We start from the raw sequence: 20,766 nt of genomic DNA on the forward strand, positions 1-20,766 counted from the left end.
GTCTTTAATATTATTGCAAGCATGATCCGCTCCGACGCCATTATCTTTCCAAATGCTGAATAATAAATTGCTTTGCAGTTCGCCTTGGCCCAGCCCAGGGTTAGCGCAGGTTTCGTAGCTCGCGCCATAAGCTGACGTTTCATCTTTAAATTCCGGATTTTCACAGCCATTATCATTGTTTTTTAAATTAGAAAGCTCGGCGCACATCCAGGCGTCGTTGTTGTCTATATGCAAGCTAATCGTGTCTTCGCCGTAATCGCCGGGCTTAACGTCTCCTAAATTAAAGAAAAGCTCGTTGGTTAAATCTTTGGCTTCCCAGGTGCAAAAACATTCTTCGTCCGTCCCCGCCCATTCGCAGGCTCCATCGCAAATACATTCCCTGCCGTTATAATGGCAAGTGTTGTCAATTTTTAAATTAAACTTCCCGGCCGTGAATTTATTGCCGGTGGAAGTTTCCGTGTCGGAAAAATAGGCGATCGTTCCGCCGATGACGATGGCGGAAACTACTGCCACGATTGACAAGCTGACAAGTACTTTCTTATTCAAAAAGACATTTCTGATGTTCATAAACATATTTTATTATTTTTAAATTATTTTTCTCTTTATATGAATCACTATAGGATTTTGGATATAACTTTTAATTAGGGCAGATACAACTTACAACGCCATTTACACATTGATAAATGGAAGGATAAGAACCGCCCGGTGGCGGGATATTACAATAGCAGGGATTTTGTTGTTGCTGGGGAAATGTTTCATCTGTGGACCCATCGCAATCATTATCTATTCCATCGCAAACTTCTGTCGCGGGAACACATTCATCGCAAGCATCGCCTATGGCGTCTGAATCCGAATCCCTTTGATCGGGGTTTGCAATCAATGAACAATTATCGCCGAAGTCTGTCACGCCATCATTATCATCATCCGGATCAATACAATCCATTTGCGCGTCGCCGTCAGTATTTGTAAATCCTTCATCTATCTGCCCGTTGCCGTTATTGTCTATGCCGTCGCATATTTCAGCGCAGCCTTCATCTATCTGTCCATCATAATCATTGTCCTTCTGATCGCCGCAAATTTCCGTATATAAGTCCGAACATTTAAAATTATTCATATTGCGCGCCTGAACCGCGGTAAATTTAACATCTCCCACTAAGCTGTCGGTTTGAATTATATTTGAAGTGGCAATCGGCACATTCCAGGCTACGCCCACGCAATAATCCGTGTCGCCGGTAATCGCCGGGCCGTGCTCCGAATCGGCGATCGGCCAGAGTAAATTTTCCGCTGATTGGTCGCTGACGATAGCCGTTTCATCCGCATCTAAAATATTATTGCAGGCGTTCGCTCCGGCGCCGTTATCTTTCCAAATAGTAAAATATAAATTATCTTGCAGTTCGCCTTGTCCGGCTCCACAGGTGTTATCAACTTTATTTTCCGGACTATCGCAGCCATTATCATCTCCTACTAAATTCGCTAATTCTGCGCAAATCCAGGCGTCGTTGTTATCAACTTTAAGAGTTATGGTATTTTCTCCCGAATCCCCCGGCTTGATATCGTCAAAATTAAAGAATAATTCGCTGGCTAAATCTTTTTTTACCCAATTACAAGGGGCTTGCGATACACCGTTATAGGTACATTCACTGCCAACCAACAGATTAAACTTCCCGGCCGTGAATTTATTCCCTGTGGAAGTTTCCGTGTCGTTAAAGTAAGCCATTGTTCCGCCAATTACAATAACAGCGACTATAGCTACGACCGACAAGCTGACAAGCGCTTTTTTATTCAAAAAGACATTTCTGATGTTCATAAACATATTTTATTATTTTTAAATTATTTTTTTCATTCGTCATCCCCCGCTTTTTCTTAATTGTCATTGCGAGGAGCGTTAGCGACGAAGCAATCTCCGGTTAAAATCCACTAACCTTCCATTGAACCAGAGATTGCTTCACCCCGAGTACGGGGTTCGCAATGACAGATGTTAGTATACTAGCTGTGGCAAATTCAAACTCGCGCAAGTAAATCCGGCGTTATTCCTTTGCTGGACAGCATAAAGAACAATATCAGCCACTACTTTATCTGTTTGCGCGTTATCTTGATTGCCGGTTCCGTCGCAGGAAATAGCGCCGGTTGTATGGCTAACGCTTTGATTGCCTACGCACCAAGCCACTCCTAAATTGTCATTTCCGCCTGCCGGTAAAGATAATCTGGTCATAGCCACCGGGTTAAATCCGTCTTCATAAAGACTAGCTTCTCCCGCTGGTTCATAAATGCCATTGCCGTTCTCATCATTCCAAATAAACAAATCCATATATCCGGAAAGCTCACCTGTCGGTTCTGTATCAGCTCCTTCGGCTTCAACAACGCCATTTTCTATGTTTTGAACACTATTGTTTAATAAACAAACAAAAGCGTCATTGCTGTCAACATGCAGAGAAATAACATTAGTGCCATGATCTCCGGGTTTAACATCAGGAAAATTCCAGAACTGATCGCTATCGCCAAGATCCTTTTCATTCCAAAGATGGCACTGTCCTCCGTAAGGAAATCCTGTCTCCGTGCAATTAAGCGCGAACATTGATACGTCGTCAATATATCCGCCAAGCATGTTGTTAATTGTTCCGGCATCGCTAAAAACTATTTTAGTTGAACCGTCAACCGCGATGAAGTCATAAATATGTTCAGTCCAGACCGTATTCCCGCTTCCGGCTGCTCCGCCGCCGACAGTATCGTTAATGATAACTGAACTGTTGCTTACAACTTTTACCGTAAAACCGATGTTATTGTCATTCGCCGCGTTATTCGGCCGAGGCGAGTACCAGAAATGCAAACGGTATTTACCGCCCGGAACCGTGGCGATAGTCTGTGATATTGAAGATGATTGGGTGCTATCTAGCTCTGTAAGTTGAACGCCGCCATGCGGAGCGCCCGCTACGCCGTTGCGCTGAAGTTCAAGAGCGCCAGACTCTACCGCCCATCCGCTAATCCCGCTCGGATATATCTGATATTGACCGCCGTTGTCCGTTACTACCGGCGTTTCAAATCCGCCGTTCAGGATAAGTTCGCTCCCTGTTTCCGCGCAATCGCCAACACACGCCTGTCCATTATAGGTTGCGAGAGTGTGGTCAACTTTCAAATCAATACTGCCGGCCGTGAAAATATTACCGGTTGAAGTTTCCGTGTCGTTAAAGTAAGCCATTGTTCCGCCGACTACTACTGCCGCTACCGCGCCGATAACGCCTAAGCTAATAATTATTTTTTTCATATATTTTTATTATTTATTAATAATTTAAAACCTTTATCGGTTGCCCCTTTAAAAGAGGCAACCTAAAAAGCTTTTAAGTATTATTGTATCAATCTCGCGCAGTTAAAGTCGCCGTTATTCCTCTGCTGGACCGCGTAAGCGGTGACGTCAGCGGTAAAGGAATCGGTCTGGGCGATATCACCCATACTCGCTCCGTTGCAGGAAATAACATTCCCTACTACAGTTTGAGTGCCCGCGCACCAAGCGACCCCAATATTTTTAGTACTGGATGTCGGAAGCGTAATGGTGCCGATAGCCGTGCTTAGCGGCACGTTTGGCCCGCTAATAACCGTTTCTCCTTCATAAACTCCATCACCGTCATCATACCAGGCAAAGGCCTTAATGAACGGCGAAAGTTCGCCATATCCGCTTTGATTGCCAACATTTGGCAAATCGCCGGCCGCAGTTTCCGGGTCAACAATATCATTTTCCTGATCATTAATATTGTTTGTTATCAAACAGGCGAAAGCATCGTTTGAAGACACGTGCAAACTGATTAAGTTTGTGCCGTAATCGCCGGGTTTAACATCGTCAAACATCCAGAAGTGGTCGCCAGTGGCTAAATCTTTCTCGCCAAAAAGCGTGCAATTCTGCAAGAACGCGCTGTTTGCGTTACAGTCCTCTGAATCACGCTCCACCTTAAGGTAGTAAAGCAAACCACCCGGATTATTGAGAGGAGTGTTGTATGCAGGATTCGTCTGGCTTAAATTAGTGACGATGAACGTAAGCGTATTTTCTCCTGATTGAACCGCCGCTAAGAATGTGCCTTCAGCAATCGGATCAAGCGTTGTGTATTGAGCACTGCCTAAACCGGATGCTATAGAGGTGCCGTTAAGAAGTATCTGATACTGGTTATCGGCCGCAACATTCATTAGAAGATCAACGCTAACAGCGCCACCCCACCAATTGAATTTGTCTTCAAAGGTGTAAGTAACAGCACCATTAATGCCAGCATCACCTGCAAGTGTTGGATCTGTAGCCCAAATCCATTTGGCTGTTGGGTGGGTTATCCAGTATTGCGTAGTGATAGTAGTGGGCGTTACTAAGAGAGCGGGATACGGAAATGAAGTGATTACAGTATTTACTCCTGCGGTTACTTGCGCTCCGCCGTCGCCGCTGTAAAGTATGAGCGAACATGTTTCGCAATCATCTCCGTTATATGTTTGCGCCAAATGGTCAACCTTCAAATCAATACTGCCGGCTGTAAAAATATTTCCGGTTGAAGTTTCCATGTCGTTGAACAACGCCATTGTTCCGCCAACCACTACCGCCGCTACCGTAGCAATAATACTTAAACTGATAAGTATTTTTTTCATAAATTCTTGTTAATATTCTCTGTCATATTAATTTCCTCCATTTTAGAGAATATGAATAAACTGCTAGTTTACCAACTCGTTCCATGCTGCTTAAATGTGTCAGCGCAGACGAAGGTTCCATTATTTCTTGCTTGTATTGCAGAGAAAGCTAAGTCGCCGGTTAAACTATCTGTTTGTGAACCATTATCCACATTTGCTCCGTTACATGTGATAGCAGGATTGCCAGTACCTGATTTATCAATAGCCATAGAACCAAAACACCATCGCAGGCCAAAATGATATGTCTGTGAACCATTCATAGGTCCGGCAACATTTGTAAAGAAATTCTGAGAACTATCAGCAAGTGTCAAATAAAGCGTATTATCGGTGCCATAAGCTAACATACTGCTAAGAGGCATTTCGCTTAGATAGAATAAAAATGATTCTTCAGCATCTTCTAAAATATTATCTCCATCATCAGCCCACCAAGCTAAAGACAAGTTTTCTGCAATTTCACCACCATAACCTGCCGTATCAACTGCACAGCCGGTATCATTAAGCAGTTCTGGCTCTGTACAGGTTTTATCTAAGTCGCTTGTTATTGCAATTTTTGCGCAAACATAGGCTGGATTGTTATCTATGTGCAAACTAATGGTGTTTTCTCCCTGGTCACCTGGTTTCAGATCAATAAAGCTGAAGAATTTTTCACCAACAATATCTTTACCATCGTTTTGTCCCCAAGTTCCACATTCATTAGAAGATACGCCATTGTAAGTGCATTGGCTATCCACTTTCAAATCAATCGCTCCGGCGGTAAAGGTGTTGCCGGTGGAAGTCTCGGTGTCCGAGAAGAAAGCCGTGGTGGCGCCGATGGCTAACGCGCCGACGGCCGCGATCATGGCTAAGCTAATTATAATTTTTTTCATAGATTCTGCTGTCGTTAAATTTATTAATTTTTCCTCCTTTATATGTAAATTGTTAATTTTTACGAGATTCCTTCGCCTGCCTGCCGGCAGGCAGGTCGCCCGATTACGGGCTCGCTCGGAATGACAGAATGGTGTGAGATTGCTTCGTCGTCTGCGAAACGAGATTCGCGGGGTCAAGGCTACTATTATTTATGACGGACGGATAAGCCGGAGATGACAGAAAAAAACAAAAAACCGCCGGCCAGATTAGCCGCGGTTTAGGTTTAATTCATATTTTAATTTTGGTCCGCAAAAACAAGGCGAAAAACGCCAACCTTTTACCGGTAAAAATTTAACTGCATAAAAGCTCATAATTTTAGCTTTTACTTTTTATTATTCGCTTTATATTTTTAACAAACAACTTGCTTATTGTCAAGCACTTTTATCCCCTTTTGACAGAATAATTTTTTTGTGGTGTAAATGGACGGAAAATTAAAAACGCCCGACGAGATGCCGGGCGTTATGGTTTGAAATTAATAGGCTAGGCTACTCTAATTCCCGTCTTTTTTATTTCATGCGCCATTGGATTCCAATAATCCTTAAAGTCTTCGGGAGAAAAACCGTGCGGTTCAATCCGATCATCAATCCCCTCGCTAAATTTCCATAATTTCATTTTTGATCCCATCCAATCCTTATCTACCTCCTTGGAAATAACTGCCACGTCAATATCGCTCCATTTGCTAGGAATTCCTTTGGCGAAGGAGCCAAATAAATATACGGCTGAAAAAGGATACTTTTTAGCCTTTAAATTTTCCGCGTATTTTTTAACTATTTTTTTGGCTTCAACTTTTGACATAATTTTTTATATAAGTTATCAATTTCTTCAATTTTATTTTTCGCGTACTCCTTGGTACAAAGTTTGTAAAACTTTAACTTATATTCAGGATATCTCGCTTCTATATTAAAATCATTAACCGCCTTTAGCAAATCCATTTCTTCTTCATTTAGCTTAATTTTAGAAATTTTTATTAGCAGAATAAGATTGTGCGTATAGGGAGCATGCGCTTTAGTCTCATTTACTACCAAGGCTTTTAAAATTTTCTCCAAAACGATATGCCCGAAAAATAAACTGCTGGCATAGCGCTGGCTTTTCACTAAACTTTTCATCGTATCATAATCATAGGCGGCGGTTTCTTGCCAATATTTTACCAGCTTTTTATAGTTATTTTTCATCTGATTATATATTCTTAAATAATGTATAATAATACTTATTATAATACTTTATTGATAACTTATAGTCAAGAAACAGGCTCATATTATCTAAATTATATTAACACTGAACGTCTGATTAAACGGCCTCCTTCGTTTTGAACCTGTTCCATTTTGGAACAGGTTGCCGGCTCGGATAATTCACCTTCTTTATAAATATTTTTTATGCGCTTAGTAATTGCCTGCGTATTCACGCCAAAAATATCAGCCATTTGCGCCTGGGTCGCCCAGATCGTATCCCCGGAAGCGTCTTTTTTTAGCTCTATCGCGCCGTTTTTAGCCTGATACACGACAACTTGATTGTTTTTCTTTTTGATTTTTCTAGCCATATTCATATTATTTTAAAAATAACATTTTCTATTGTTTTTGTAAATAAAAAACGCCCCGTATTCCTACGAGGCGTTTTTATTAGAAAAAGCAAGCTATAAAAATTTTTCTTTCAGGTTGCTCCGGAGCAATATGCGCAATTTTTGCGCATATTGAATCAAACGCTAACTTTATAAAATTCCTGTATTTTGCATAACTTTATAAAGTTTGATATATTATAAATATATGACTATCCGCCAAAAACTGGAAATAATCCAAAAAATGCTGGGGTTAACTCAAACTAAGCTAGCTGAAAAATTCGGCGTCTCTTTTGCCGCCTTTAATAGCTGGTGGACCGGCAAATCAAACCCCAGGCCAAAAATGCTAGCCGCTATAGACGAGCTCTTTTTAGAAGTAACCGGGCAGAAAATAATTTCCGATAATCAGCTTACGGCAAAAAAGCAAGCGCTTCTGAAAAAATCGGCCGAACACAAAAATATTATAACTAAAATTTTAGATAACCCGGATATTCGCGATCAATTTATTTTAAAACTGACTTATCATAGCAACAGCATAGAAGGCAGTACGCTGACCGAACCGGACACGGCGGCCATTCTTTTTGACAACGCGGCTTTGCCTAATAAAAGTTTGACCGAACAGCTTGAAGCAAAAAACCACCAAACGGCTTTAAATTATTTATTTGAACATATCGCTAAAAAAGGAAAAGTCGACGAGGGCCTGGCGCTTAAACTCCACGGCATTCTTATGAATGGAGTTCGTCCGGATGCCGGCGTTTACCGCGATCACGCCGTTCGCATCACCGGCGTTAATTTGCCGACCGCGAATTATATGAGTATCCAAAAATTGATGCCTATAGCTATGGCTCCGGCCGCTCAAAAAACCAAAGACACTATTGCTCTATGCGCCGATGTCCATGAAAGGTTTGAGCAAATTCACCCTTTTTCTGACGGTAATGGCCGAGTTGGCCGCCTGCTTATGAACGCGATGCTGCTTGGCGCTAATTTTGCCCCGGCAATAATTCGCCAAGAACAAAAACAGCTTTATTATGCTTATCTTTATAAAGCTCAAACTAAAAAAGACCATAGCCAATTAGAAGATTTCCTTTGCGAAGCTACTATGGCCGGATTTAAAATTTTGGAACGTACGGATGCTAGGTAAGAGGAAAACTTTAAATAAAAAACGCCCCGTGAAAATACGGGGCGTTTTTAGTTGAAATGTTATTTAATCGCGTAATTTTTCGCCGCGAATTCGTATTGATCAATAAATATTTTTTTAAACGGCAAAATTGAATTTAATTCGTAAAACGCCAGCATGGCTTCGCGGTATTCAACCTCATCAACACTGCGGTACGAAAGAGGCGCGCGATGATGCGCCAGCAATATCGCGTTGGCCATTAAACGGGCGGTTCTTTTGTTGCCGTCTTCAAACGGCTGAATATAACCGATGCCTAATAGGGCGATTAGCGCTTTAGCGTAAGGCGATGGCATTTTTATTATGGCGGCGCTAAGGCTATCAACGGCTTCGCTGATTTGATGAAAATTATCAAGCGGCTGGTAAATTGAGCCGATTACGCCGACTGGTTTTTGGCGCAAGCCTAAGCCGACATTTAAATTTTTAATCAAAATAGCCTGCAGTTCCTCAAGATTTTTTCTCGTCAGAGTGGAAAATCGCGGCGTGTTTTCACGGATAAAGCTAAAAGCGTCTTTATGATTTAAAATCATCCGCGCTTCCTGCTTATTATGTCCGGGCGCCTCTTTATTTTCCAAAATTAATTTTTCCGTATCTAAAAGCGTGTAAGTATTGCCTTCAATTTTTGATGACTTCCATGATAGCTCAATGATAAGCCGCTCTAACTCTTTTTTTTGAATGGCCGGCGGTAAATTTTCCGTTCTCTCTTGGTATTGAGCGGTTGCCTTATCCAGCCGCTCTAACTCTTTAGCCGTGAAAATATCGGCCGGCAAATCAGGCAATAAATTAAAATTATAGCCTTTAAATCCATATCGCTTATCGGGTTCAGCCAAACAATACTCGCGAGCATCAATAGGCGCTAAAACCCTGCCCAAAACGCTTATTTTATATTGCGTAGCCGGTCCGGAACCGGAAACAACCAAAAGGCCCAGCTTAACCATTTGAGATAGGGCGCGTTTTATGGTAATTAAAGAAGTTTTGTCGCCAGGCTTAGACGCTTCAGTGTGAACGTCGGAAGACGACATAGCGCCTCCCTTAAGAACTATAAGCAATATTTGCTGATGTTTTTTGTTTAATTCAATCATAATCGTATCATTTATGCTCTATAATCGTATCATATTGATACGATTATGGCAAGAGTATGCAGTTTTCTTACAACAAAAATCGCCAAAAAATCAAGCCTTGCCCTATAAACAAAACGCCCCGTATTCCTACGAGGCGTTTTTATGGCCTAAATTTTTATATAGTTATCTGGCAGATTCAAGCTCAAAGCGATAAGCCACGTTGGATAATTTTAATTCAATATTTTCCTGGCCTTGCTTTAATTCCTTAATTTCGTGGCCAACTTCATCAAAACGCTTGTCAACCGCGTCAAAACCATTTTTTACCATAACGCCTAAATCATTGATAGTTATTTTTTTCGCCATAAAATAATAAATATTTATATTATAATCATGCTGTCGGCAGGCTGTTAGTACAAGCCGGGGAATTGCTTTTGCACGATGTCTATTGACGGCTGATCCGTCACTACTATTAATAATTGCTTGATAACGATTTTGGCGTTTTCCGTCTCACCGGTTTTCTGGTAAAGAAGCGCCAAGCTGTAAAGCGCGTTGGCATGGTTCGGATTGGCCTGGACGATGCTTAAAAATAATTGTTCGGCCATGATGATATCGTCGGTTTTTTTAACCGTGCCGCCGGTTTGGCCGGAAACGCTTAAGTCCTGATTGTTTTCCGTGCCGTTAGTGATATCTTCGGTCGCGGCCTGGGCTATGCCCGGGTTGGTGGCGACTCCGCGGTTGAAATAAAGCCGGCCGAGCTCAAAGCGGTAATCAACGTTATCTTTGGTTAAAATAACCGCCTTTTTCAGCTGGTCAATAGCCTCATCCGTTTTATTCAGTTGTTCATAAGCGATAGCTTTACCGTAGTTAGCCGCGCCGAAATCAGCTTTTTTCCCTAAGGCCAGATCGTATTTTTTAATGGCCTCGTTGATATAATACTCTTTCTGAGTTTTATCCGTTTCCGCGTTGGCCCGCGCCATATTGATTAAAGCCATCCTTAAGTAAGGCGTCGGGCTGTCCGGCGATAATTCTATGGCTTTATTATATAGATTTTCCGCCCATTCCAAAGCGCCCTGGACATAAAAAGAGGCGTTTTCGTAAATTAAGGCCATGGCTTCGTTATTGGCAGTGCTGTTCGGCGATAAAGCTAAAGCTTTTTTACCCGTATCTATGGCTTGAGACAAGCTGTTCTCTATAACCGCTTGGTCGCGGCCGCCGGAGGCTTCCTGGTTGGCTAAAGCCATATAATTATTGGCCAAATTCAAATAGTAAATATCCTGGTAAGGCGCTAAAATAATGGCTTTATTTATTTTTTCTATTTTTTGGTTGACATCGGCGGTCTTTAAAGATTGCATGACATAAATATCCGCCAGATACATTTTTACGCCCATGGTGAATAAAATCACCACGGCCGCGCTTAAGGTTAAGAAAATAGCCGATAAAGCCAAGGCGTATTTAGGCGAGGCGCGGAATGACAGATTAAGAGTTTTGAATTTTTCCGGATAATTGACTATGCCCATGGCCACGGCTAAAACCGCGATCAGCCCGGAGATTAAAACCAGCGAATTATTCATGGAGAACAATAAGCTGAAAATAATGACAATAATAAAACTTGAGAATAAGGCTAAAAGAATTGACTGCGTGTCGTTCTTTTGCACTTTAATCAAAGTTAAAAAACAAATTGACAAAGCAATCAGGGAAATAATAATTATGGCTAAAACGCCTAAACCGCCGATCGTGGCCGCCATTTCAAACAAATAGCCGGAGGCGTTATTGAATTTAGCGTCCCATAAAGGCGAGGCGTTAAAATCAGCGCTTTTATATTTGTCAAAACTGTAGTAGAAAGTTGACGGTCCGGAGCCGAATAACAGATTATTTTTCAAGCTGGCTTTGGCAATATTGAAAGAAGCTCCGCGCGACAGGCTCACTTCCACCGGCAGGCTTAAGCTCATGATATTAAAATTGCCTAAAACCAAAAGAATAATCAAAAGCAAAAAGCTGGTAATCGGAATAACTATGTTTGAGCTCGTGATTTTAATAATTTTTGACAAGAGAAACATTAAAACGATAACTATGCCGACGATAGCCGCCGGCCAGAAAGTAAAGCCGTTAAGCAAAGTTAAAACGAAGAGCGATATTAGGATTACTATGCCTAAGGCCGTTTTAATGGCAATTATTAAAGCTTTATTGGTTAAGCCGGCGTGAATTTCTTTAACTTGCGCCATGCCGATTACTAACAGCGGCAAAGCCATTATTAAATACATGGTTAAGCCGGAAAGCGAGCCTAAAGAATTAAAGCTGATGGCTTTAGTAAAAGCGAACGGCAGAACATATTTTCCTAAAAGCTGCAAGAGCGAAAAAATTGCGACTATTGAAGTTGAGCCGATTATGCCCCAAAATAATAATTTAATTTTTTTCTGGTCAATGTTATTTATGATCAAATAATAAAATAAAATAAAAACTATAACCGCGGCCAGGCTTTTAGACTGGTTGCCGTAAGTGCCTAATAAGCTGTCCTTTTGGCTGATTGATAAAATCGTGGAAGTTATAAAAATGGCTAAAAAGCCGACGATCGGCCAATCAAGCGGCGTTCTTTTAATGTTTAATTCGCCGATAATCACGGCTTTAGTCACCCAGGCCACGGCGCCTAAGAGCACCAAGAAGTAGAATAAAGTCATTTTTTCAAAACCCATGTTTTGCGCCACCAGGCCGGTAAAAAACAGCGGGCAGAGAAAAAATACCATAAAAATCGCGCCGATGATAACGAAATCCAAACCCTTGGTGGTGGTTATTTGGTGTTTGGAAATAATCTTTTTTTCTTCCATAGATGTTGGCCCCCGGATTAAACTCCTTGATTTAATCGGGTAAATAAATTATTTATAAAGATATATTAATTATTCTAATTTTAACATAATAAGCCGAATTATGTCTAGCGGCTAAAGCTTATCCTTTTTAATCAAGCCTTTAACTTCTCTTATCATATTAAGATAAAACTCAAGATTATTCAAGCTGGCCAGCCTTAAAGCCAAAGGTTCGCCGATTTTAAATAAATAATTTAAATAAGCTTTTGAATAGCGGCGCAGCTCTCCTAGCTCGCTGAATTCGTTAATCGGGGAAAAGTCTTTGGCGAATCTGGCGTTGGTGATGTTTATAGTTTGGTAAAAATTATTTTTATCGGCTGTTTTTCCCCGGGAAAAAAGCCGGCCGTGCCGGCCTTCTCTGGTCGGGATAACGCAGTCAAACATATCATAGCCCATTTTAACCGACCTGATAATATCTTCGGGCAAGCCGATGCCTAAGCCGAAGCGCAATTTATTTTCCGGAATCTGCTCGGCCGTGCATTTTAAGGCCTCGGTTAAAAAGTTTCCGGCTTCGTCAATATGGCGAGCGCCGAAGCCAAAGCCGTCAAAACCGATTTTAATAAGTTCTCGCGCGCAATGCTCTCTTAATTTTAAATTATTGCCGCCCTGGATAACCGCGAAGAGCAATGGTCTTTTATTATTTTTAAGCAACTTAACTTGCTTATCATATTCGCGCTTGCATCTTTTCGCCCATTTAATCGTGCGCGAAACCGAGTCGGCTAGCCCGGCGTCATTAAAGCCATTGGGCGGGCAATCATCAAAGCAAACCATCATATCAGCGCCTAAGGCAAATTGGATTTTTATGGATAGCTCCGGAGTTATGGTTAATTTAGCCCCGTCTAAAGGAGAATTAAAAATCGCGCCTTGATCATTAACCGAACCGCGCGCGCCGCTTTTATGGATCAGGGAAAAAACCTGATACCCCCCGCTATCGGTTAAAATCGGCTTAGGCCAATCCATAAAATTATGCAGGCCCTTGGCCCGTTTAATCAGTTTAATTCCCGGCCGCAGATATAAATGCAAAGTATTGGCCACCAGGCACTCTAAGCCCAGCCCGGCGAGTTCGGCGGCGCTTAAATGCTTGATCACTCCCCTGGTGGCGTCAGGCATAAAAACCGGCGTTTCTAATCGGCCGTGCGGGGTGGTTATTAAGCCCAAACGGGCGTTAGAAATTTTAGATTTTTTAGTTATTTTAAACATTAATATTAATTATAAAACCCAATGCACAAATCCCAATATCCAATAAAATCCCAAACCCCAAACCCTAATTTAATTTTTTGGATTTAGTTCATTGAGATTTTATTGGTCATTGGTCATTAGAGCTTGGGATTTTTATTTTAATTAATTTATTGTATGATTCCGTCTCCGCTCGCCATATTATCATCTTCCAGCTTAGTGGTTTTGGCTTTCAGAGTTTTATTTATCTGCATGCCGGTTTCCGAGTCAACGGCCGTCGCGCCCGTGCCCGGGAGAATTATCATGATTTTATTTCTGTCGGCTTCGCCCGGATTAACGCTGATGTTAAACTCGGCGTCGGCTTTATAAACCGTAACCGGCAAACGGCCGATTTGCCAGACGACTTGGTTGGTTTGGGCATCGTAATCAAGCGACCCGACCGAAGCCCGATTTTTATTATCCCAAGCTACGTTAGCCGGCAAAGTTACGCTGATCCGCAAATCGCTTAATTCATGCAAATTATTATTTATCACCCAATAAACTTTTAAGCTGGTGCTTTGCCCGACCTTAGGCGGCAGAGGCCCGGAGCCAACCGCCAGATTATCATCATTAAAATATCTTACCTCTTCCGACAGCTTTAAATCGCTGTTGATTTTATTAATAACAGTATTGCTTTGGCTGTCGGTAGCGGCGCTTTTGCCGCCGATGCTGTATTGCGCGTAGCTTTTTGCCTGATAGGCCTTGCTTAAATCAATTTCCGCCTGCGTTTTTAATTTTAACGAAAAGTCAATTACTCCTTCGGCGCCGCTGGCTAATTCGGCTAAAGCCGGAAGCTCCTCTTTACTCCAGCTAATGGTGTTGCCGCCCGCCTGTCCGGCAGACAGGCTTACTCGGCCGTTGTTCGCGTCGCTTAGAGTCTGCCAATCAATGAAATCGCTTTCTATAATCGCCATAATGATAACGTCTTTCATGACGGCATCGCCTTTATTCGCGTAGTTAATTGAATAATTTAAAGTTTGGCCGAAATCAACTCCCTGGTCAAACGGCGAACCGTTGATTATCAAATTCATGTTTAAATCGCTTTTAACCACGTCAATGGCTAAATCTTTGGCGTAAAATAAATGATATTTCGCCGGCAGGTTTAAAACTTCTTCCGGCAATTCAAATTTTAATTTTATATTGATATTCGGCTGTTTTTTTTCTTTGATTTTAAACTTAATTTTAAATTCATTTTCATTCTTGCCGAAATTGCTTAACAGCCAGGCGCCCGGACCGCTGGCTTCTATTTTTAGGCCGGCCGGCGAGCCAGCCTCTACGGCTGGCGAGCTTGAAGCCGTATTGATTATTTCCACTTCACCCGGGTATTCAAGGCTTAAACGGAAGTTATCAATATAATTTTCAGTTTTAGCCTTAAATTTAACTATAATTTCATTGGTTTCATTAATTAGCGCGCTTGAAGAATTGCTAAGCGAAAAATCCAGGCCGATATCGTTTATCTTAGTTTCAAAACTGGCGGATTTTTTGAATTCGCTGGAAAAATTCTGCGGCGTATACAGCATATCGGCTAAAATAATATTACTTGAATCAATCGGCCCGGCCAGCTTGCCTTTTATCCTTATAACGCCGCTGCGGTTCGCGCTCAGGCCGGCTATTTCCCAGATATCGTTATTTTTGCTCGGTTCGGGGTCGCTGCTTAAAAATATAAAATTATCCGGGTAGGTGGCTTTTATCCCGATTTTAGTTAAGCCGACGCTGTCTTCGTTTTTATAATTTAAGTCATAATAAAATTCTTCGCCCGCGGCCGCTTCTTTTTTAGACTCAAATTCAAGGGTGGCCGATGGCTTGCTGTTAATCATTTTTAGATAAATATAATTATAGGCGCCGTAAATTGAACCGGCAAAAACAAACAGCACGATTAAAAAAGTGAATATATTAAACAGCAGGCCGCGCTTCGGCTTAATTATCATTTTTCTCACGTCAACCGCCTGGCCCTGGTCGTCTTGGTAAATCTTCGTTAAACTGTCTTTTATCTCTTCTTCTTTGGCTTCATTTTGAGCGTATTCTTCAAAAGCTTCAACTTCCTCGTCCGAGGCTATCGGCCGCTGGATGAATTCCGACAGGCTTGATGATTTCTGTTTTATTTTTATTTCGTTGTTTTTCATATTTATTGTCATTCTAAATTAATTGTTATCGCGAGGAGAGCGGCGGTGCGACGCGGCAATCTGATTATTTGTCATCTCGACGACCGCAGGGAGGAGAGATCTATAATAGTCGGCTAGCTCGACTGTCAAGAATTATAGATTTCTCGCCTACGGCTCGAAATGACAAAACTACAGAGTCGCCCGCAATGACAAATAGCCTTATTTTTCCTCAACGATTATGCCGATTATTTTATCCTGATTTAAATCTTCGGTGATTAACCAGCCGTCCGCGCCGCCGCCTAAATCAACCGGATATTTCCAGATTGGCGCGAAGCCGCCGCCTAATTTTAATTCGCTGGTTATGGTGGATGAATTCATGCCCGGCTGTTTTTGCACTAACAGCGAATATGAATATAAATTTTTCTGTTCCGGATTTAAAACCGCGCCGGCCTTGGTGATAAGCTGATCCGCGAAATTATCTCCGGCCGGCTCCGGCTTAGCGGTTAATTTAAAAGGCAGTTTATATTTTATATTTATTTCAACGGTTTCCCCCGGGTCAAGCTGGGACCAGTTGGCGAAGACGGTTTTATTGAATTCATTATAAATTTTCGTGCCGGTGGCTTCGTCCGTTCGCGCCTGGCTTTCGGCGGCGAAAACTTCGGGATCATTTTCCAGGCCGGCCATTTCTTTATCAAAAAATATTTTATCCACCGGCTTAAAGCCGCTAACTTCCAATAATTCCGAGCCGAGCGGCACGTAAACTCTTAGCCAATTAACGTTTCTCACTCCGGAAAAAGGCTCGCGCTTAATCGCTTCATGAACGCGCCTAATAGTTAAATTATTAATAATTGACCCGTCCGGCTGAATTTCGCTTTGCTGGATAATTTCCTGCTTGATTTTACGGTCGCTTTTTCCGCCGGCGATGTTAGTATTGATAACATTTAAATAATCGCCGGCCGTATCTTTAATCCGGCCGCTCCAGCCCAAGTCATCGGCTTTAGCCTGTAAAGCTTCATCCGTAAAATAAAATAAAATATTTTTGCCGGCGAGCGACTCTTCAATCGCCTTAAATAACGGCCCTAAATTATCCTTAGTCAGCCGCTTAGGCAATTCTTCAATAATTTTATTCATTAAATCACCGATGATTTTTTTCGGCTCTCTGGTTACGTCCGGTTTTTGCTCGGCCAGTTTTTGCGTTTCCATAAAGAAATTATCCGCGCCGATAGTTAAGCCGTATTTTTCTTGCAAATCCACCGGGCCGATTATGGCTAACAATTTTTCCATCACGGTTGGCGTAAAGCTAATAACGCCGTCAACGGTTGAACCGTCGGAATTTTCATAAAACCAAGCGAGCTTTTCCGCGCTGGTCGGCCAATCCGGCCACCAATTCGCGTCCCAAAAATGCCAATCGGCCCTAACCAGACTTAAAGGCTCCGGCGCTTTTATTTTTTTTAAAAAACCGGCATCAGTATCGTAGCTGCCGCCGCCCGGAACTTCAATATTTTTTATCTCGCCTTTGGAAAAATCTATTAAAGCAAAACTGCCGATAAAGCCGCCCGAAGCGCGCAGTTCCGAGTTATTTTGAAAGACTAATAGATAGCGCTTAGCCGCGCTGGCGCCTAAAAAATTTCCGAGGCTATCGGCTAAACTGATAAATTCTTTTAAGCCGCGGCTAAGCTGGCCGGCTTTTTGTTTTAATAAAATAAATTCTGTTTGGTAATTTTCCGGTATAACCTCGCTGTTTATCTGGTCTAAGGTTTTATTTAATTCGCTTAAATCGGTTATGGCGTTATTTCCGTAAAAACTTAAATTCTTTAAAATGTTATTAACGTTATCGGCCCGGTAGCTAAACAGGCTCTCCATAGCCAAGCTTAAATTTTTTCCCGCGGCCGCGCTTAGCTCGCCGGCGCGCAAAATATTTTTGCCGGCGGCGGCCAGGCGCATATTTTTATCAGGCAAAACCGAAGCTAAAGCGAAAAGCAAACCGTTGATTTCTTTTAGCTCGTTTTGCGCGCTTAAAAAATTATCGCCGGCGCTTTTAAAGCCTTGGCCGGCTTGGTTAAAATTAAAATTCGCGGCCGATTGCCCGGCGGAAATTAAATTGCCAATGGCGCTCTCGCTGGCGCCTAAAACCTTGCCGCGAACCACGTTGATAACTTTATAATAGGTAAAAGCTTTAACCGGTAAAATTATGATAAATAATATTCCGGCGAAAATTAAAACCGGCTTTAAGTAGCCAACTAACCGCCTGTCATTGCGAGGAGCGATAGCGACGAAGCAATCTCTTTCTTCGCCAACAGATTTCTTTTCCGCCGCCGCGAGCGACCGCAGGGAGCGAAGCAATCTCGCGAAGATTGAAACAGCCGCTAGCTGCTTAGCCTGAAGGTCTTGAGGTATATTTTTAATAACTTTATTTACTGCCGGGTGAAATTTAATAAATAACAGATAACCCGCTTTTTTAATCGGCTTAATTATGGCTAAAAGCAAAAAGTAAGCCAGCCTTAAAATAAAGACGATTGTCCAGCCGGCCGCGTAGCAAATTTTATAAAGCAGCCAATAAACTTTTTTTAGAATAAAATACAGCGCCTTGCCTAAAACGATAAGCGCCAGCTGATTAGATAAAACAACCAAGTAACTGTCATTGCGAGCGACCGCAGGGAGCGCGGCAATCTTATTCTTTCTCTTTTTGTCATTGCGAGCTGGCTTTTCCTTTGTCATTCCCGCGAAGGCGGGAATCCAGAAATTACGGCTGCGAACCATTAAGGCTATAATATTCTTTTTGGCATTTTCACTCCCCGCCTTTAGTATTCCCTTGTAATCCACTTCCGCCAATTTTTCCAGCTTTTCTTCAAGACGTCCGACGTCTCCAAGACGTCGGACGTCTTTTGCTTTGGTTTCTTCTTTAGGCAGATTCTGCTTTAAATCAATAACAAAACGGGACGATTTCACATCCGGGTTAACTTTTAAATTATGGGGATTATTTAAAGCCATTTATTTTTATAAAATACAAAAAATTTCTGTTTTTAAAGCAGTGTGAGTAGTTATTAACAGTTATTATTATAACACAAAATATGGAAAAGAAGAAAATATTAGATTTTATAAAAAAATAAGGTCTGAATGCATTTGCTTTAAGTAAGCATCTGCATCCAAACCTTTTGAACTTCGGACTACGCCACCGGTAAGAAACCGACGGAGAATCTTCTGCCTGACTCAATTATTTGAGTGGAAGGCAATGAGTTTACAATGAATTTGCCAACGTCAAAAAACTGATTAACCGCCAATTTTACGTTTGATTTAATTTTGGTGGATCCATCCACCGCCTGTGCGCGGAGATAGGATATCTTGCCTTTTTTTGTTTCCTTGTTTTTGAGCTCTATTAAAGCCGTTACTTCACTACCAGCTTTTTCTTTCTCCGCCCCAAAAACATAGACTGGTATAAATCCTCCTTTGACACTTTTCCGGCATTCCCAGTACGGCTCTATGCCTTGGCCAGGCTGATTGTATTTGGCATCTCGGTCAATGCGTAAATTCGCCAAAACCGGCTCCCAGATATTCTCTCTGGCTATTCCACCTGCATTTGCTACATTATTGCCGATTCTGGCTTCGTCCGCCGTCTTGACAATACTATCTACTGCTTTTGTCGCCTCAAAACCGATAACCTCAAAACAATTCCTACAAGTCCTTGCTTTATCTGATTTGTTTTTACCGCAAACCGGACAACCCTTGCCCGACGCCAGAACTTCCGCCAACAATATAATCGTATTCATCGTAATCCCTCCTATCTTTTGTTGTTATACGTTTAATTTCCTAATTTAAAATTTCAAAGGCTTAGGTTCGCCCAGCTCTTCCCACCAGTAGTCCTCGGACTCGTCGTTATCATTAAATAGCTTTCCGAGGACTTCCGACGTAACAGGTTGGGAACAAACAGCAATCGTATATTGGTCCCAATCAAGCCCACTAATTTTATCCGTTATATAAGGCGGATGGACTCCATCAAAAACTGCGTTGACAGCTCTCTGCAGAGTATCAATCTCTATCTGCCCTTTCCAGTCCCAATAGTAAAATAATACTTTTATTGACATCTCTCCTCCTCCCATTTGATGTTTGACATATTATCGAATGTATTACATTCGTTATTAAAGTTCTCGCGATTCTTACGCAATCTTTTATTTACTAAAATTAATAAACAAAAGATTGCGTTAATCGCTTTATGTTATCTTTTTCTATCTTGACATTTACTAAAACCATATTTGGAAAAAGGACAACTTAAACCTTCTTGATCACAATCGCAATACTCCGAATGTTCCGAACTTAAGCCGTTCCAGACAAAAGAAACAATTTCGCTTAATTTAAGCTTGGTCGGCTCGGCTTTATTTAAAGCTTCGGAGCCGTTTAAAAAAGCATTTAAGCTTCTATGGTAAAACCAATTGGGGATCAAAGAATTTTTGCCTTCAAACTGCAGTTTGGCCGGATCAATCGGCTTGGTATAACCGCTTAATTCCAGTTCTCTCATTCTAATGGCGGCGACAATTTCTTTTAAATTAAGGCGATGATGTTTATTAGTTAAAATCATAACATGGCCGGTTGAACGTTTCTGAATTACCGATGATAAGTTGTCCATGGTTATGCCGTAGTTAGCCAGCTGGGAATTATCCGATTCAACTACGCCGATTTTTAATTTATTGTTATTTTTCTTTATTTTATAAATTTTACACTTATTCTCATATTCTTTTTTAACATTATAATGCCAGTCAATCTGCGAAGTTTGAAAATAATTAATTAACCTTAAACCAAGCTCTACAACTTTTAATGAAGATAACTTTTGTTTATGAAAACATTTTATTAAATAAGCTAAATCGCCATAGCGGTTATGCAAGCCTTCTAAATCATCTTCTCTAACATAATTTAATAAAGCGATTAATTCCGGATTTTTTTCTATCTCCAAGTTAGCGGCAACAAGAGACGTAGCCGTTTCTTTAGCAACGCTTTGATGATGATCAAACATGCCGCCACCGATATCAATTGATAAAACCTTTTCGGCTATGAATTTATTAATATCTTCCGGTTTCGGATCATGGCTGTTTTCCCAAAAAATAATCTCAGCGGTTTCAACGCCGGGAAATTTTTCTTTGCCATATTGCCTTAAAAGATAAATCGCGGCAATCGGGTCTAAATGCGGCTTATTGGGAATTAATATTTTTTTTATTTCCATGCCAATAAATAATTTTATTAATAAAATACT

At 41.5% G+C, this 20,766-nt stretch carries 18 protein-coding genes; 1 reads left to right on the forward strand and 17 read right to left on the reverse strand.

Annotated elements, in window-relative coordinates:
- From WC639_03305 to WC639_03340, 8 genes are all read right to left on the reverse strand, one after another.
- Nucleotides 1-567: SipW-dependent-type signal peptide-containing protein (locus WC639_03305; protein MFA6306805.1), on the reverse strand; the 567-nt coding region annotated here is incomplete at its 3' end.
- Nucleotides 568-637: 70 nt separating this feature from the next.
- Complete coding sequence (locus WC639_03310; GenBank protein ID MFA6306806.1) at nucleotides 638-1,807, reverse strand: SipW-dependent-type signal peptide-containing protein; 1,170 nt, start codon at nucleotides 1,805-1,807, stop codon at nucleotides 638-640.
- A gap of 171 nt (nucleotides 1,808-1,978) precedes the next feature.
- Nucleotides 1,979-3,262, reverse strand: a complete 1,284-nt coding sequence (locus WC639_03315; protein ID MFA6306807.1) for a TasA family protein — start codon at nucleotides 3,260-3,262, stop codon at nucleotides 1,979-1,981.
- 80 nt (nucleotides 3,263-3,342) lie between these two features.
- Nucleotides 3,343-4,617, reverse strand: coding sequence for a SipW-dependent-type signal peptide-containing protein (locus WC639_03320; GenBank protein ID MFA6306808.1), 1,275 nt, complete (start codon nucleotides 4,615-4,617; stop codon nucleotides 3,343-3,345).
- A 68-nt stretch (nucleotides 4,618-4,685) separates the two neighbouring features.
- Nucleotides 4,686-5,522: a TasA family protein gene (locus WC639_03325; protein ID MFA6306809.1), complete on the reverse strand. Its 837-nt coding sequence runs from the start codon at nucleotides 5,520-5,522 to the stop codon at nucleotides 4,686-4,688.
- Nucleotides 5,523-6,042: 520 nt separating this feature from the next.
- Nucleotides 6,043-6,357 (reverse strand): nucleotidyltransferase domain-containing protein, encoded by a 315-nt coding sequence (locus WC639_03330; protein ID MFA6306810.1) that lies wholly within the window; start codon nucleotides 6,355-6,357, stop codon nucleotides 6,043-6,045.
- Nucleotides 6,330-6,734: a HEPN domain-containing protein gene (locus WC639_03335; protein MFA6306811.1), complete on the reverse strand. Its 405-nt coding sequence runs from the start codon at nucleotides 6,732-6,734 to the stop codon at nucleotides 6,330-6,332. The genes WC639_03330 and WC639_03335 overlap by 28 nt, the downstream gene beginning before the upstream one ends.
- A 92-nt stretch (nucleotides 6,735-6,826) precedes the next feature.
- The gene (locus WC639_03340; protein MFA6306812.1) at nucleotides 6,827-7,099 is read right to left on the reverse strand and encodes a hypothetical protein; all 273 of its coding nucleotides are present in this window, start codon (nucleotides 7,097-7,099) and stop codon (nucleotides 6,827-6,829) included.
- A 223-nt stretch (nucleotides 7,100-7,322) separates the two neighbouring features.
- Between WC639_03340 and WC639_03345 the strand changes: the two genes are divergently transcribed.
- A complete protein-coding gene (locus WC639_03345) occupies nucleotides 7,323-8,255 on the forward strand; it encodes a Fic family protein (GenBank protein MFA6306813.1) in 933 nt (310 codons plus the stop codon).
- Between the two features lie 59 nt (nucleotides 8,256-8,314).
- Here the strand turns inward: WC639_03345 and WC639_03350 are convergent, their stop codons facing one another.
- The 9 genes from WC639_03350 to WC639_03390 form a co-directional block, all read right to left on the reverse strand.
- Nucleotides 8,315-9,370 carry a Fic family protein gene (locus WC639_03350; protein ID MFA6306814.1) on the reverse strand — a complete coding sequence of 352 codons (1,056 nt, stop codon included), beginning with the start codon at nucleotides 9,368-9,370 and terminating at the stop codon, nucleotides 8,315-8,317.
- A gap of 162 nt (nucleotides 9,371-9,532) precedes the next feature.
- The gene (locus WC639_03355) at nucleotides 9,533-9,712 is read right to left on the reverse strand and encodes a hypothetical protein (protein ID MFA6306815.1); all 180 of its coding nucleotides are present in this window, start codon (nucleotides 9,710-9,712) and stop codon (nucleotides 9,533-9,535) included.
- A 44-nt stretch (nucleotides 9,713-9,756) separates the two neighbouring features.
- Nucleotides 9,757-12,171, reverse strand: coding sequence for a hypothetical protein (locus tag WC639_03360; GenBank protein ID MFA6306816.1), 2,415 nt, complete (start codon nucleotides 12,169-12,171; stop codon nucleotides 9,757-9,759).
- A 111-nt stretch (nucleotides 12,172-12,282) separates the two neighbouring features.
- Nucleotides 12,283-13,407, reverse strand: a complete 1,125-nt coding sequence (gene tgt, locus WC639_03365; GenBank protein ID MFA6306817.1) for a tRNA guanosine(34) transglycosylase Tgt — start codon at nucleotides 13,405-13,407, stop codon at nucleotides 12,283-12,285.
- Nucleotides 13,408-13,553: 146 nt separating this feature from the next.
- On the reverse strand, nucleotides 13,554-15,545 hold the full coding sequence (locus tag WC639_03370) for a hypothetical protein (GenBank protein MFA6306818.1): 1,992 nt from the start codon (nucleotides 15,543-15,545) through the stop codon (nucleotides 13,554-13,556).
- 198 nt (nucleotides 15,546-15,743) lie between these two features.
- Nucleotides 15,744-18,515, reverse strand: a complete 2,772-nt coding sequence (locus WC639_03375; protein ID MFA6306819.1) for a DUF4012 domain-containing protein — start codon at nucleotides 18,513-18,515, stop codon at nucleotides 15,744-15,746.
- A 176-nt stretch (nucleotides 18,516-18,691) separates the two neighbouring features.
- Nucleotides 18,692-19,291, reverse strand: coding sequence for a hypothetical protein (locus tag WC639_03380; GenBank protein ID MFA6306820.1), 600 nt, complete (start codon nucleotides 19,289-19,291; stop codon nucleotides 18,692-18,694).
- 45 nt (nucleotides 19,292-19,336) lie between these two features.
- Nucleotides 19,337-19,606, reverse strand: coding sequence for a hypothetical protein (locus WC639_03385; GenBank protein ID MFA6306821.1), 270 nt, complete (start codon nucleotides 19,604-19,606; stop codon nucleotides 19,337-19,339).
- Between the two features lie 131 nt (nucleotides 19,607-19,737).
- Complete coding sequence (locus WC639_03390) at nucleotides 19,738-20,736, reverse strand: hypothetical protein (GenBank protein ID MFA6306822.1); 999 nt, start codon at nucleotides 20,734-20,736, stop codon at nucleotides 19,738-19,740.
- Nucleotides 20,737-20,766: the final 30 nt, after the last annotated feature.

The organism is Patescibacteria group bacterium (genome assembly GCA_041662965.1).
Taxonomy (GTDB): Bacteria; Patescibacteriota; Patescibacteriia; order Patescibacteriales; family GWC2-42-12; genus JACPHD01.

Excerpts from the sequence above, each read along its gene's own strand:
- WC639_03325 (MFA6306809.1), bottom strand. The coding sequence starts at position 5,522 with ATGAAAAAAATTATAATTAGCTTAGCCATGATCGCGGCCGTCGGCGCG.
- WC639_03310 (MFA6306806.1), bottom strand. The coding sequence starts at position 1,807 with ATGAACATCAGAAATGTCTTTTTGAATAAAAAAGCGCTTGTCAGCTTG.
- WC639_03375 (MFA6306819.1), bottom strand. The coding sequence starts at position 18,515 with ATGGCTTTAAATAATCCCCATAATTTAAAAGTTAACCCGGATGTGAAA.
- WC639_03345 (MFA6306813.1), top strand. The coding sequence starts at position 7,323 with ATGACTATCCGCCAAAAACTGGAAATAATCCAAAAAATGCTGGGGTTA.
- WC639_03315 (MFA6306807.1), bottom strand. The coding sequence starts at position 3,262 with ATGAAAAAAATAATTATTAGCTTAGGCGTTATCGGCGCGGTAGCGGCA.
- tgt (MFA6306817.1), bottom strand. The coding sequence starts at position 13,407 with ATGTTTAAAATAACTAAAAAATCTAAAATTTCTAACGCCCGTTTGGGC.
- WC639_03350 (MFA6306814.1), bottom strand. The coding sequence starts at position 9,370 with ATGATTGAATTAAACAAAAAACATCAGCAAATATTGCTTATAGTTCTT.
- WC639_03340 (MFA6306812.1), bottom strand. The coding sequence starts at position 7,099 with ATGGCTAGAAAAATCAAAAAGAAAAACAATCAAGTTGTCGTGTATCAG.
- WC639_03385 (MFA6306821.1), bottom strand. The coding sequence starts at position 19,606 with ATGTCAATAAAAGTATTATTTTACTATTGGGACTGGAAAGGGCAGATA.
- WC639_03370 (MFA6306818.1), bottom strand. The coding sequence starts at position 15,545 with ATGAAAAACAACGAAATAAAAATAAAACAGAAATCATCAAGCCTGTCG.
- WC639_03390 (MFA6306822.1), bottom strand. The coding sequence starts at position 20,736 with ATGGAAATAAAAAAAATATTAATTCCCAATAAGCCGCATTTAGACCCG.
- WC639_03355 (MFA6306815.1), bottom strand. The coding sequence starts at position 9,712 with ATGGCGAAAAAAATAACTATCAATGATTTAGGCGTTATGGTAAAAAAT.
- WC639_03320 (MFA6306808.1), bottom strand. The coding sequence starts at position 4,617 with ATGAAAAAAATACTTATCAGTTTAAGTATTATTGCTACGGTAGCGGCG.
- WC639_03335 (MFA6306811.1), bottom strand. The coding sequence starts at position 6,734 with ATGAAAAATAACTATAAAAAGCTGGTAAAATATTGGCAAGAAACCGCC.
- WC639_03360 (MFA6306816.1), bottom strand. The coding sequence starts at position 12,171 with ATGGAAGAAAAAAAGATTATTTCCAAACACCAAATAACCACCACCAAG.
- WC639_03330 (MFA6306810.1), bottom strand. The coding sequence starts at position 6,357 with ATGTCAAAAGTTGAAGCCAAAAAAATAGTTAAAAAATACGCGGAAAAT.
- WC639_03380 (MFA6306820.1), bottom strand. The coding sequence starts at position 19,291 with ATGAATACGATTATATTGTTGGCGGAAGTTCTGGCGTCGGGCAAGGGT.